Source organism: Microcystis sp. LE19-84.1B (assembly GCF_027531875.1).
In the GTDB taxonomy this organism is placed as follows: Bacteria; Cyanobacteriota; Cyanobacteriia; order Cyanobacteriales; family Microcystaceae; genus Microcystis; species Microcystis panniformis.
The window spans coordinates 18,673-30,258 of sequence record NZ_JAPZSR010000313.1 but is presented as its reverse complement, the minus strand read 5'-3'; the positions used below and the strand labels follow the sequence as shown (position 1 = coordinate 30,258).

Annotated in this window: 15 protein-coding genes; 10 read left to right on the top strand and 5 right to left on the bottom strand. The window is 42.9% G+C overall.

The annotated features are described in order from the left end of the window. Nucleotides 1-708 precede the first annotated feature (708 nt). From O9324_RS17780 to O9324_RS17770, 3 genes are all read left to right on the top strand, one after another. A complete protein-coding gene (locus tag O9324_RS17780) occupies nt 709-1,395 on the top strand; it encodes an ATP-dependent Clp protease proteolytic subunit (RefSeq protein WP_002801939.1) in 687 nt (228 codons plus the stop codon). A gap of 35 nt (nt 1,396-1,430) precedes the next feature. Further along, a complete protein-coding gene (locus O9324_RS17775) occupies nt 1,431-2,030 on the top strand; it encodes an ATP-dependent Clp protease proteolytic subunit (RefSeq protein ID WP_002734165.1) in 600 nt (199 codons plus the stop codon). 104 nt (nt 2,031-2,134) lie between these two features. After that, nucleotides 2,135-2,539, top strand: a complete 405-nt coding sequence (locus tag O9324_RS17770; protein ID WP_002771068.1) for a DUF1622 domain-containing protein — start codon at nt 2,135-2,137, stop codon at nt 2,537-2,539. Between the two features lie 93 nt (nt 2,540-2,632). On the opposite strand, the gene O9324_RS17765 is transcribed toward O9324_RS17770, so the two are convergent. The 3 genes from O9324_RS17765 to O9324_RS17755 all read right to left on the bottom strand — a co-directional run bounded on the left by O9324_RS17765 (nt 2,633) and on the right by O9324_RS17755 (nt 4,227). Further along, nucleotides 2,633-3,313, bottom strand: a complete 681-nt coding sequence (locus O9324_RS17765; protein WP_002771069.1) for a response regulator transcription factor — start codon at nt 3,311-3,313, stop codon at nt 2,633-2,635. Nucleotides 3,314-3,413: 100 nt separating this feature from the next. Then, a complete protein-coding gene (locus O9324_RS17760) occupies nt 3,414-3,869 on the bottom strand; it encodes a (2Fe-2S) ferredoxin domain-containing protein (protein WP_002771070.1) in 456 nt (151 codons plus the stop codon). Nucleotides 3,870-3,924: 55 nt separating this feature from the next. Beyond that, nucleotides 3,925-4,227, bottom strand: coding sequence for a hypothetical protein (locus tag O9324_RS17755; protein ID WP_002771071.1), 303 nt, complete (start codon nt 4,225-4,227; stop codon nt 3,925-3,927). 115 nt (nt 4,228-4,342) lie between these two features. Here O9324_RS17755 and O9324_RS17750 point away from each other — a divergent pair, with 115 nt between their 5' ends. From O9324_RS17750 to O9324_RS17730, 5 genes are all read left to right on the top strand, one after another. After that, entirely contained in the window at nt 4,343-4,744 is a 402-nt protein-coding gene (locus O9324_RS17750; protein WP_288140880.1) for an Npun_F0494 family protein, read from the top strand. Further along, nucleotides 4,729-4,938, top strand: coding sequence for a hypothetical protein (locus tag O9324_RS17745; protein ID WP_288140879.1), 210 nt, complete (start codon nt 4,729-4,731; stop codon nt 4,936-4,938). Before O9324_RS17750 ends, O9324_RS17745 begins: the two co-directional genes overlap by 16 nt. Before the next feature lie 126 nt (nt 4,939-5,064). Further along, on the top strand, nt 5,065-6,540 hold the full coding sequence (gene cobQ, locus O9324_RS17740; RefSeq protein WP_288140878.1) for a cobyric acid synthase CobQ: 1,476 nt from the start codon (nt 5,065-5,067) through the stop codon (nt 6,538-6,540). A 9-nt stretch (nt 6,541-6,549) separates the two neighbouring features. Further along, on the top strand, nt 6,550-6,789 hold the full coding sequence (locus O9324_RS17735; protein ID WP_002771074.1) for a 2Fe-2S iron-sulfur cluster-binding protein: 240 nt from the start codon (nt 6,550-6,552) through the stop codon (nt 6,787-6,789). Between the two features lie 286 nt (nt 6,790-7,075). After that, the gene (locus O9324_RS17730) at nt 7,076-7,693 is read left to right on the top strand and encodes a class I SAM-dependent methyltransferase (RefSeq protein ID WP_002746668.1); all 618 of its coding nucleotides are present in this window, start codon (nt 7,076-7,078) and stop codon (nt 7,691-7,693) included. A gap of 101 nt (nt 7,694-7,794) precedes the next feature. Here the strand turns inward: O9324_RS17730 and O9324_RS17725 are convergent, their stop codons facing one another. Continuing rightward, nucleotides 7,795-8,499: a cytochrome b/b6 domain-containing protein gene (locus O9324_RS17725; protein WP_288140877.1), complete on the bottom strand. Its 705-nt coding sequence runs from the start codon at nt 8,497-8,499 to the stop codon at nt 7,795-7,797. A 44-nt stretch (nt 8,500-8,543) separates the two neighbouring features. Between O9324_RS17725 and O9324_RS17720 the strand changes: the two genes are divergently transcribed. Both O9324_RS17720 and O9324_RS17715 read left to right on the top strand, forming a co-directional pair. Then, nucleotides 8,544-9,284, top strand: coding sequence for a TIGR00297 family protein (locus tag O9324_RS17720; RefSeq protein WP_288140876.1), 741 nt, complete (start codon nt 8,544-8,546; stop codon nt 9,282-9,284). 36 nt (nt 9,285-9,320) lie between these two features. After that, nucleotides 9,321-10,376, top strand: a complete 1,056-nt coding sequence (locus O9324_RS17715; RefSeq protein ID WP_288140875.1) for an amino acid ABC transporter substrate-binding protein — start codon at nt 9,321-9,323, stop codon at nt 10,374-10,376. A gap of 2 nt (nt 10,377-10,378) precedes the next feature. Here the strand turns inward: O9324_RS17715 and O9324_RS17710 are convergent, their stop codons facing one another. Beyond that, nucleotides 10,379-11,266, bottom strand: a complete 888-nt coding sequence (locus tag O9324_RS17710) for a lipid kinase (protein ID WP_288140874.1) — start codon at nt 11,264-11,266, stop codon at nt 10,379-10,381. Between the last annotated feature and the right edge of the window lie 320 nt (nt 11,267-11,586).

Here is an 11,586-nt window from a genome sequence, read left to right as displayed (position 1 = left end):
TCAGTTTATCAGCACTTTGTAGGATGATTACTGTGTCTGTTAGGGTGAATTTTGTTCGCCCTTTTTTTGGGTTTTCACAGCTTATGTGAGTTGCTCACCTAGAAGGCGATTCATACTAAATCTGGTTATTAAAGACTGATTGTTTATTCCCTCTTTTGCCTCTTGCATGAGTGCCTGAGTAGAAAACGGGTTTCTCGGAGAAACCCGTTTTCTGTGCGTTACTCAACGGATTTAGTATTATAAGTTTTTTATATCAAACAAGCTTTAATAGTTGAGAATATTTAAATTTACATTTCGCAATATTTATCTTTTCTTAAGAATTTATTGAAAATAATTCTCATTTGTTTACGAGGTTGCAATACTTCCAGCGATTATGGTATAATTTCGCAGTATGAAATGATGGGTTTCTCCGTGCTTTTTGGAGTTTTTAGCTATCTGGTAATCCTGAAAACCCTTGCTAAATCTACAGTGACCTATTTGGGAACAGCAATAAATGGGGGTTAAAGAGCCTTTTAAAACCCAACCCGTTGATCAATTAATTGTGTAGTTTTGTTGCAAAGAGAAAGTTTTTTTGACAAAAAGAACAAAGTGTGCTGCCACTGGATTGAACTTAGTGTCAACATTCATCCCGTCGCGCTCAAGGGAGGGACTTCTGCTGACACTAAGTTAAAATCAAAAGCAGGATACTGTGTATGACGGAAAAACTCGATGAACTCAGTGATTAAAGCGGTACAAACTGCCTATTATGGGGATGCAGCCTATCGGACACCACCACCGGACTTGGAATCTCTCCTGCTCAAAGAGAGAATTGTCTATCTGGGGTTGCCCTTATTTTCCTCCGATGATGTCAAGCGCAATGTCGGGGTGGACGTGACGGAACTAATTATCGCGCAACTGCTTTACCTGCAATTTGACGATCCCGAAAAACCGATTTTCTTCTATATCAACTCTACCGGCACATCCTGGTACACGGGGGACGCGATCGGCTACGAAACCGAAGCTTTCGCCATCTGTGACACCCTCAACTACATTAAACCTCCCGTTCATACTATCTGTATCGGACAGGCCATGGGAACTGCAGCGATGATTCTTTCCGCAGGAACCAAGGGTTTTCGCGCCTCCTTACCCCACGCTACCATTGTTCTCAACCAAAATCGCACCGGGGCCCAGGGACAAGCCACCGATATCCAGATTCGCGCCAAGGAGGTAATCGCCAATAAACAGACGATGTTGGAAATTTTCTCGAAAAATACGGGTCAAACCACCGAAAAACTGGCGAAAGATATGGATCGCACCTTCTATCTCACCCCACAACAGGCGAAAGACTACGGATTAATCGATCTCGTTCTCGAAAGTCGCAAGGAACTACCGAAACCCCTCGCCCAAGTTAGTTAAGATTTATTACAAATTAGCAGGAGTTGTTACCAATTATGCCTATCGGTGTGCCAAAAGTTCCCTACCGTCTGCCTGGTAGCCAATACGAACAGTGGATTAGCATTTACAGCCGTCTTTCGGTGGAACGCATTCTTTTTTTGGGGCAGGAAGTCACCGACGGGTTAGCCAATGCCCTTGTGGCCCAAATGCTTTATCTCGACTCGGAAGACCCCACTAAACCCATCTATCTCTATATCAACTCGCCGGGGGGTTCCGTTACCGCCGGTATGGCCATCTACGACACCATGCAGTACATCAAAGCGGAAGTGGTGACTATCTGTGTGGGATTAGCGGCCTCTATGGGAGCATTTTTACTGGCTTCTGGTAGTCCGGGTAAGCGTCTCGCTCTTCCCCACGCGCGGATTATGATTCACCAACCCATGGGGGGAACCGGGCGCCGGCAAGCGACGGATATCGACATTGAAGCTAAGGAAATCCTGCGTATTCGCCAGCAATTAAACGAAATTATGGCTAATCGCACCGGACAAACCATCGAACGCATCGAAAAAGACACGGACCGCGATTATTTCCTCTCCGCCGAGGAAGCCGTCGCCTACGGTTTAATTGATAAGGTGGTGGAGGGAAGACCGGCTTAAGTCAGCCATAGGTTAGAACAGGCGAGAAACCTGTTCTAACTGCCATTGGACAAACTTCCTTAGATGGTAGGTTGGTTTATCCGATAAGAGGGTATCTGTTGGGTATGGAATTTTTAGCAACTTTAGAAACAGGCTTGATCTCTGCTGTGGCAATCATCAAGTTTTGCCTAGAAAGTCTTTCAATCGCTTGTGTGGTAATCGGACTAATTAAAACTCTACAATTAGCTTGGCAGTCTAATCGTCACCGTCGCAGTCATCCTTCTTTTTCCTTCAATCAATTTCGCATTCGTTTTGGTACTTGGCTATCTTTAGCCCTAGAGTTTCAGTTAGGTGGAGACATCGTGGCTACCACCGTCACACCAACTCTAGAAGCCTTGGCAAAACTCGCCCTCATCGCTATTATCCGAACTTTCCTCAACTATTTCCTCAGCCAAGAATTGGAAACGGAATTGGCCCTAGAAAAAGAGCGATCGCAACTAGCAGACCAGGACAATCTCAGGGATGTTTAATGCCAAAAAAAGCTGAGTTGACAATCACCTGACCTAACCCCTGATAAGTTGTTGACTATTGAGGGTATGCAAAAAAACTTTTTGCCGCAAACCCTAGATAGTCAACAGCTTATTACTTTCGATCGCCCATTGGGTCAATTCCGTGCGATTATGAAGGCCGGTTTTATGAAGCATATTCGACACATGACTTTCGATTGTCCGTTGACTAACATTGAGTTTTGTTGCGATTTCCCGATTAACCAGTCCCTGGGCGACCAATTGTACTACTTTTAACTCCGTTGGGGTTAATTCCACATCACCCGGAACCTGAACAGGGGTGACATCCTCGGAATGGATGCGGGTGATGCGTTTCGGCAACCGGCCCGCTTGTTTGAGGGAAGACTCCACCAGGGACACTAATTCTTCTGGTTCAAAGGGTTTAACCAGATAAAAATCGGCCCCAGCGGTTAAACCTGTCACCTTGTCCTGACTTTGACCACTAGGGGAGAGAAAAATCACGGGAAGACCACTAAAACGACTGTCCCGACGAATTGTTTCGAGGAAGGCATAACCATCCATTTCCGGCATGATCAGATCACAGATAATGATATCGGGCATTTCCCTTGCTTTGGCCGCATTTGCCCCGCGTTCGAGGATTGCTAGGGCTTCCCGACCGTTTTCTGCGGTTGTCACCCTATAACCACGAAACTCTAGATAATCCTTCACCAAAAGTATTAAATTTGGGTCATCGTCGATTAATAAAAGTTGTTTGTTGTCTTTGTTGGTCTCTTTCATCGCTATTTTTCCATGCTGCAGGGTTGGGGGAATGGAGACGGACAAAGGATCGACAGGCAAAAGGTAAAAGGTAGTTAGATATGTGTAGTTAATTAGGGTTTCAGCTAGTTTTAACGCTGTTTTCCTCTATTGTTTCGGGTTCTTCTCTGGAACAGTTCAGGGAGATTGCTGGTAAATCGTGGCAAAGGAAAGCATATTCGGTGACGATTTGATTACCGATTAGATGTTCTTGGATAATTCTTTCGATCGCTTCCTTGTTTACCCTTCCATACCAGACTCCTTCCGGGTACACTAATAAAATCGGGCCTTGGCTGCAAACCCGCAAACAGTTGGCTTTAGTGCGAAAAATACAGCCCGGACGGTCGGCACTGGGGCGATCGAGTTCTAATTCACTTAACCGCTTCTTTAAATAATCCCACACTTCTAACCCTTCTTCCTTGTCACAACATTTTGGCTTAGTCTGATCGCAGCAGAGAAATAGATGACGCTGGATCTGGGCCAGTCCCAACTTAGCGGCATTTTCCCCCAAGATATCTCTGGTGTCTGTTTTTTCCATAAATTTTTTTTATCAACCAAACTCTTGACATTGAACAGAAAATGTGCATAGCCGACTAAACTTTCGGTTTGAGGATGTAACGATAGATAAGATAAAAGATAGCGGCGAGGATTAAAGCACTTAAAACTGCGCTAACTAGCCGTAAAATTGCCGTTAAAATCGAAAAAGTCACAAAAACCCCCGCCACTGCCACAACTACCTGTGCTGGTGTGGACAGGCTGCCGTACCAAGTTTTCGCTTTTTCAACAGTGGCAGTGAAACTAACCCGGGTATCAACGGGGGGGAAATCGTCGGTTTCAATTTCCACTTCCACTTCCTCTGGGGTATATTTATTATCGAACGGTTCGGGAGACTGCATAAACACTCAAGCTACTTAACACTTCATCCCTATTTTATCCGTGATTGAGGTTGATGGGGGTTGAGGCCAGATCAATGTAACAATGAGTTTATCAATAGCTAAACGACCGGAATCTATGAGCCTATCGACTCCCACCGTTACCGCCATCAATTATCCTGATGCTACCATCACTAGGGCCGAACGGGCCCTCTGTTGTTCCCCTTTCCGTGTCACCCTATTCGCCGCTATGCTGGAGCAAAGTGTATCACTTTTAAGCATTCCGGGTGCTGGGGGTTTAGAAAAAAGTTATACTTCCAGACTGCTGACGGAAGCAGCAGTGGAAAGCTATCTTCTCTGGTTGATTAAAGTGGGAATTTTGCGACGCGAAGTAGATGGACAGGGGATAACCGATAGTTTTCGTCTCACTCCTTTGGGGAGGAAATTAATAGAAAAATGGCAACCCCAAGGGGACTTTTTCCCTAAACCCACTTTCTGGCAAAGATTTTTCAATACTCTGCAACGTTGGTTTTCTTTTTAATGGTGTCGGGAGTCAGTTATCAGTTATCAGTTATCAGTTATCAGTTATCAGTTATCAGTTATCAGTTATCAGTTATCAGTTATCAGTTATCAGTTATCAGTTATCAGTTATTAGCTTCTGAAGGCAAGAGGCAACAGGCAAGAGGCAAGAGAAAGAATCTGGCAATTCTCCTGCCAAAAAAGTTTATAAACTAAGTACATCAAAGCTTTTAGCTTAACAAATTAGGTTGTAGATTCGGTCATTGTTATCAGTTATCAACTGTTTACTGTTAACTTATTACTGTTTACTGTTTACTGAAAATACTCAATTAAAAAAACTAGATGAAAGCAATTATGGTGGTGGGGACAACATCCCACGCGGGTAAATCTTTTTTAACTGCGGCTTTATGTCGTTTATTCAACCGGAAAGGTTGGCAGGTAACACCCTTTAAAGGTCAGAATATGGCTCTTAATGCCTATGTTACCGCCGAAGGGGGAGAAATGGGTCACGCCCAGGCGGTGCAAGCATGGGCCGCGGGGACAATCCCCCGGGTAGAAATGAACCCAATTTTATTAAAACCCCAGGGAAATATGACCTCTCAGGTGATTATTAAAGGCAAGGCTGTTGGTGTCACTACGGCAGCGGATTATTATCAGAATTATTTTGACCAAGGTTGGCAAGCAATTAAAGAATCTTTAGCTAAATTATCAACAGAATTTGATCTAGTTGTCTGTGAAGGTGCGGGAAGTCCGGCGGAAATAAATCTCAAACATCGGGATTTAACTAATATGCGGGTGGCTAAATATCTGGATGCCGCTACTATTTTAGTGGTGGATATTGATCGCGGGGGGGCTTTTGCTCACGTCGTCGGTACGTTAGAATTATTAGAACCGGAGGAAAGAGCTTTAATTAAAGGTATTGTGATCAATAAATTTCGCGGACAAAAATCTCTCTTAGATTCAGGGATTACTTGGCTAGAAGATTATACAAAAATTCCCGTGTTGGGAGTTCTTCCCTATAGTGATATCTTTTTAAGTGCCGAGGATTCTCTCAGTTTACTCGATCGCCCCGCCCAAAAACCTAAAGCTGAAGTAAATATCATTGTCATTCGTCTGCCTCATATCGCTAATTTTACTGATTTTGACCCTCTCTGTGGTGAAGCAACGGTTAATGTCCGTTATCTAGAATTACAGGAATCTTTAGGTGATCCCGATGGGGTAATTATCCCGGGTTCTAAAACCACTGTCGCTGATTTAATTGCTCTTAATCAAAGTGGTATGGCTAATCAATTACAAGCCTATCACCAAAGGGGAGGTATTATCTTTGGCATCTGTGGTGGTTTGCAAATGTTAGGGCGATTAATCCTGGATCCTGACCATCGAGAAGGTTCCGATAGTGAGGTAGCTGGCTTAAATTTACTGCCGTTAAAAACGGTAATTACTGCCGAAAAAATTACCCGTCAACGACAAGTTTTATCTAATTTTCCCCAAGGGGGTTTACCAGTAACAGGATACGAAATTCACCAAGGAATAAGCGAATGGGAAAGTGAATCAGGTTATCAAAAAATGTTCGAGGAAGATGCTAGTCTAGGAATTGTCAATGATTCTCTGTCAATTTGGGGCTGTTATTTACATGGTATCTTTGATAATGGTTCTTGGCGAAGAACTTGGCTAAATCATCTACGTCAGCGTCGCGGTTTATTATCTTTGCCTACGGGAATTGCTAACTATAGTGAACAAAGAGAAATAACCCTCGATACTATGGCTAATTTATTGGAAGAACATTTAAATCTTACACCTATTTTTGCTCATTTGTAAGGAGAAATTATGACTATTTCAGTGCGTTTTTTACCCGATGATATCATCATGGAAGCGGAAACTGGAGAACTATTATTAGATGTGGCCAAAAAAGCGGGAATTGACATTCCTACTGGCTGTTTAATGGGTTCCTGTCACGCTTGTGAAGTAGAATTAGATGATGGGACTCAAATTTGTAGTTGTATTACTGGTATCCCCGGCGATCAAGATTCTTTAACTGTTCATTTATACTCCGATCCGCTTTGGTAATTGTTAAAGTTTTCTGATAACAGAGGTCAGCTATTAATGTTAAGTTTACGACTTCTGACTAGGAGAACAATGGCTCGGAGACTTCTAACTAGGAAAAGGTTTTTAATTTTTGCAGGATGTCCATTGACAATAGTATATGCGATGTATTGATAAAATACTATGGTATATCCTATCAATGGGATGTGACAATAAATTTCACTAAACCCTTGACAAAAGTTACTTTTTGTATTACCCTGCGATAGTGGTGATACCACAAAAAATACTTACATATTAACTATTTTAAGATATGTCAGATTATTATCATTATCAAAATTCTTGCTGTGGGACTGCCCACGCTTATTTGCTACCCTCTCTAAGTCAGATTTTTGCCGATCTTGCTCCTCCTGAAAAGCGTATTTTTGACCTCGGTTGTGGCAACGGTTCGATCGCTAATTGGTTATCAGAAAAAGGATTTCAAGTCAGTGGCTGCGATCCTTCCGAATCGGGGATAGCAGAGGCAAAAAAAGCCTATCCTGAACTTGATCTATACGTTGGCTCCGCCTATGATGATCTGGCTGGTAAATTTGGTACTTTTCCGCTGCTAATTAGTTTGGAAGTGGTAGAACACGTCTATGCTCCGCGCGATTATGCTAAGACCGTTTATAATCTGCTGCAACCCGGAGGATATGCGCTGATATCCACTCCCTATCATAGTTATCTCAAAAATTTGGCCCTAGCGGCTACGGGTAAGATGGACGAGCATTTTACCGCTCTTTGGGATCACGGACATATTAAATTCTGGTCTGTCAAAACTATCACAAAACTGTTAACAGAAGCTAATTTATCGGTAGATAAAATCTATCGTATAGGTCGTATTGCTCCCTTAGCAAAGACGATGATTATTCTTGCTCGTCGGGAGCGATAAATTATACTAAATCCTGTTTAAAAGGTATAGGAGAGGAGGGTAGCAGGGAATTTGAACGTTTGTACTAAAATTCCCAATACTCAGTTTAAATACAGTACAGCTTAGTCAAACTTGGGAATAATCCAAGCTGCTATAATAGCCAATAAAACAACAATTTCTAAGACTTTATATAAGTTAAGAGATTGTAGCCACTGAAAACTATTGGCTAGACGCAAACTTAACCCCCATTGACGTAATTGAGATAACCATAATTTCGGGCTATCTTGTTCACGAAAACCCCATTTAAGGATAGACAATAACAGGGGAACTCCTCCCACTTTAGCAGTCATGAGCAGGTGCAGCACCAGACATACTGCCATAATTAACCAACTGAGCAAATGGGCATAATACCAAAAGTGATTTAATTCCCCTTCTGGTAGCCATTTGGAATCCATCATCCGGCCACTATACAAAGCAAAAGTTAGGGCAAAAAGAGTCAAAGTATTGACTAAACGATGGAGACTATACCACCAAATCGGCTTACCAAATTGAGTTAATTTGTTAAGAGAATCACTTTGAATTAATCTTTTGTTGCCGCGACGAAAAGCATAGATAGCAAAAACGGGAAAGATAATCAGAGTATAGAGGCCAAAAGTGCCATGAATACTTTCAATTTCTTGATATTCTGGTAGGGGCAGTTTTAACCAACGACCGTCAAAAGTATCATAGGTCCAATAGGCCGTAACCATGGCGGCAATGAGGACAATTCCCGTTAATCCGTGCAGAATTCGCAGTAAAAGAGGTTGATAGGGTTGATTAGTTTTCATCGACTCGATCGATACAATAGGGGATATAAACTTGCCCAGATACTATGTTAACCAATCCTTGGCTCGTCGCTATTCTTCTCAATACCGTCCTCCTCGGAATCGCTGCAATTGCCCCAAAAAAGCTCTTAACTCGGATGGGTTATCTCCATGCTTGGGTTCTAGGGGTAATTGTCTGGGGAAGCTTGGGATGGCGCGGTTATCTAATTGTTTTATTCTATTTCCTCGTCGGCTCTACTGTCACCCGCATCGGTTTAGCGCGCAAGGAAGCGGAGGGAATCGCCGAAAAAAGAGCGGGGGTACGCGGTCCAGAAAATGTCTGGGGTTCCGCTTTAGCGGGGGCAATTTGCGCTATCCTCAGTCTTTTTGCCGCTTCTCCCTGGGATTACCTTTTAATACTCGCTTATGTGGCTAGTTTTAGCACTAAATTAGCCGATACTACTGCCAGTGAGGTGGGTAAAGCTTACGGTAAAACTACTTATCTGATTACTAATTTTAAATCCGTCCCCCGGGGAACAGAAGGTGCTGTTAGTTTGGAAGGAACGATCGCCGGTTTGCTGGCAGCCACGGCGATTTCCCTGTTAGCATGGGCTATCGGTGCGATCGATCTTCTTGGTGTGTTATGGTGCGTAATTGCGGCATTTATCGCTACCAATATCGAAAGTCTCATCGGCGCTACCCTACAAACCCGCTTTCTGTGGTTAACTAATGAATTGGTCAATGTGATCAATACGGTTATCGGTGCGATCGTGGCTATAGTGTTAAGCTTGCTCTGGTCTTTCAGCTAAAATTAAGTGACTAAAAAAATTTTTCAGAGAATATCTATGCTAAAGTGGCGTTTTTGTGCATTGTCCCTGCTTTTACTGCTAATTACTGCCTGTGGGACGGAAAATCAATCTAATTCTAGTTCTAACACCGCAAGTAGTCCCGATGCTGGCCGCTTGCAAACGGTGAAAAATCGCGGTAAGTTAATTTGTGGCATTAACGGAGAAGTGTCGGGGTTCAGCTTTGTTAATGAAAAAGGCGAATATTCGGGCTTAGATGTGCAAATTTGCCGAGCTATCGCTGCGGCTCTCTTTGATGATCCCTCCAAAGTCGAATATCGTAAACTTAGCCCCCAAGAGAGATTTACTGCCGTACAGACGGGAGAAGTGGATATCCTCAGTCGCAACACCACCTGGACGATTAACCGGGATACCGCTCTGGGGATGGAGTTTATCACCCCGGTTTTCTATGATGGTCAAGGAATTATGGCCACGAAAGCCAGTAATATTAAGAAATTAGAAGATTTAAGCGGAAAGTCCATTTGTGTGCTGTCGGGAACCACCACGGAACAAAATCTGGCCGATGCCATGGCAAAAGCGGGAGTTCAAGGTTATAAACCGATCGTTTCCGATGATGTGGAGGCCTTATATACAGCTTATCAGGCGGGGCGCTGTCAGGCTGTCACCTCCGATCGCTCCCAATTGGTAGCCCGGCGATCGGTTTTTCCCCGACCGCAGGATCATCAATTATTAGAAGTGGTAATATCGAAGGAACCTTTGGCCCCGGCCGTGGCCGATGGTGATCCCGCTTGGTCGAATGCCGTCCGCTCGATCGTTTTTAGTTTAATTCAAGGGGAAGAATTCGGGATTAACTCCCAAAATATTGCCAGTTTTGCCGATAGTAAAGACCCTAGTATTCGGCGCTTTTTGGGTATTGATGAGAAGTTAGGTGAAGATATGGGTTTACCCAATGATTTTGCCCAAAGAGTCTTAAAACAGGTGGGTAATTACGGTGAAATTTATGAGCGTGAAATCGGTAAACCCCTACAACTCGATCGAGGTTTAAATAATCTTTGGACAAAGGGGGGTTTATTGTATTCTCCTCCTTTTCGTTAATTTTAAGATTGTGTTTTCTGACGGGGAATATAGACTCCTAAAACGCTAGGAATAACTCGAAACATGGCGGGAGTAGTGCTAGTAATTTCGCCATCGGTGTTGATACTATGGGGTTTACGAGTCTGAATTTGAATTTCTTTCCCCTTAAGAGTTCTCACCCAAGATAATAAACCCTGTTGTCCTCGCGGTAATGTCCATAAAAGCGGGAAAATTTGCCACCAGTGTTCAATTTCTAGGCTATATAAATCTAACCTTTGATCGTCGATTTGGGCATCGTGAGCTATCGGCATTCCTCCCCCATAATAACGACCATTTCCAATCGCTATTTGTAGGGTTTTAACTTTGATATTTTGACCATCAACACGGATCATAGCGGTAAAAGGACGAGTTTTACTTAATACCTGTAAAGCTGTCCAAGCGTAGGCCAAAATCCCCAAACGTCGCTTTAAACCCTTGTTCAGTTTTTGGGTAATTTTCACACTTAATCCTAAACTAGCCACGTTGAAAAAGTATTTATTATTTACCCAACCTAGATCGATATATTTTAAATTACCTTCCGCAATAATTCGACAGGCTTCGGCAATAGAATTCGGTATCCCTAAAGTCCGGGCTAAATCATTAGCCGTTCCCAGAGGTATAATGCCTAAAGGCAGTTGAGTTTCTACCAACATATCCGCCATAGCATTAAGAGTCCCATCGCCACCACCGACAATAACTAAATCAATACTAGAGCGATATTTTTCCAGCAAAAAAGGTATATCTTCTACCTTTTTCAAAGGGACGCTGATAATTTCAAAATCCCAATTATTGAGCAGATCAACAGTTTGAGCAAAGTTTTCTTTACCCTTGCGCGAGTGACGATTGATTAGTAGTAAAGCTCTTTTAGTCATAGGTAAGTTTCTCAGCAGTGCAGGGATAAAGGTTATGTAATTAGGAGTTGCTGAATAAATGTGAAATATAGACGAGGTAAGGGTTTTAGTGGCTGGTTTTGCGAAACAGGTGCAAGTCCTGTAGGGGCGAAGCATTCGGGCATAACCTATCGCTGAAACCGTAGATTTTCTATCCGAATCCTTCGCCCTTATTTTTTCAGCAAACCCTAATTAAATCAGAAAAAATATCAGGTGATTGTCAATAATTTAGCCCCATTGATCACTAAATTTTAGTTAATAGCCCTTTCTTCGAGAAAATGTTCTACCATTGCCCCTATGTA

Coding starts and splice junctions, on each gene's coding strand:
- O9324_RS17770 (WP_002771068.1), top strand. CDS start 2,135: ATGGAATTTTTAGCAACTTTAGAAACAGGCTTGATCTCTGCTGTGGCA.
- O9324_RS17730 (WP_002746668.1), top strand. CDS start 7,076: ATGTCAGATTATTATCATTATCAAAATTCTTGCTGTGGGACTGCCCAC.
- cobQ (WP_288140878.1), top strand. CDS start 5,065: ATGAAAGCAATTATGGTGGTGGGGACAACATCCCACGCGGGTAAATCT.
- O9324_RS17775 (WP_002734165.1), top strand. CDS start 1,431: ATGCCTATCGGTGTGCCAAAAGTTCCCTACCGTCTGCCTGGTAGCCAA.
- O9324_RS17725 (WP_288140877.1), bottom strand. CDS start 8,499: ATGAAAACTAATCAACCCTATCAACCTCTTTTACTGCGAATTCTGCAC.
- O9324_RS17710 (WP_288140874.1), bottom strand. CDS start 11,266: ATGACTAAAAGAGCTTTACTACTAATCAATCGTCACTCGCGCAAGGGT.
- O9324_RS17755 (WP_002771071.1), bottom strand. CDS start 4,227: ATGCAGTCTCCCGAACCGTTCGATAATAAATATACCCCAGAGGAAGTG.
- O9324_RS17735 (WP_002771074.1), top strand. CDS start 6,550: ATGACTATTTCAGTGCGTTTTTTACCCGATGATATCATCATGGAAGCG.
- O9324_RS17760 (WP_002771070.1), bottom strand. CDS start 3,869: ATGGAAAAAACAGACACCAGAGATATCTTGGGGGAAAATGCCGCTAAG.
- O9324_RS17715 (WP_288140875.1), top strand. CDS start 9,321: ATGCTAAAGTGGCGTTTTTGTGCATTGTCCCTGCTTTTACTGCTAATT.
- O9324_RS17765 (WP_002771069.1), bottom strand. CDS start 3,313: ATGAAAGAGACCAACAAAGACAACAAACAACTTTTATTAATCGACGAT.
- O9324_RS17780 (WP_002801939.1), top strand. CDS start 709: ATGAACTCAGTGATTAAAGCGGTACAAACTGCCTATTATGGGGATGCA.
- O9324_RS17750 (WP_288140880.1), top strand. CDS start 4,343: ATGAGCCTATCGACTCCCACCGTTACCGCCATCAATTATCCTGATGCT.
- O9324_RS17720 (WP_288140876.1), top strand. CDS start 8,544: ATGTTAACCAATCCTTGGCTCGTCGCTATTCTTCTCAATACCGTCCTC.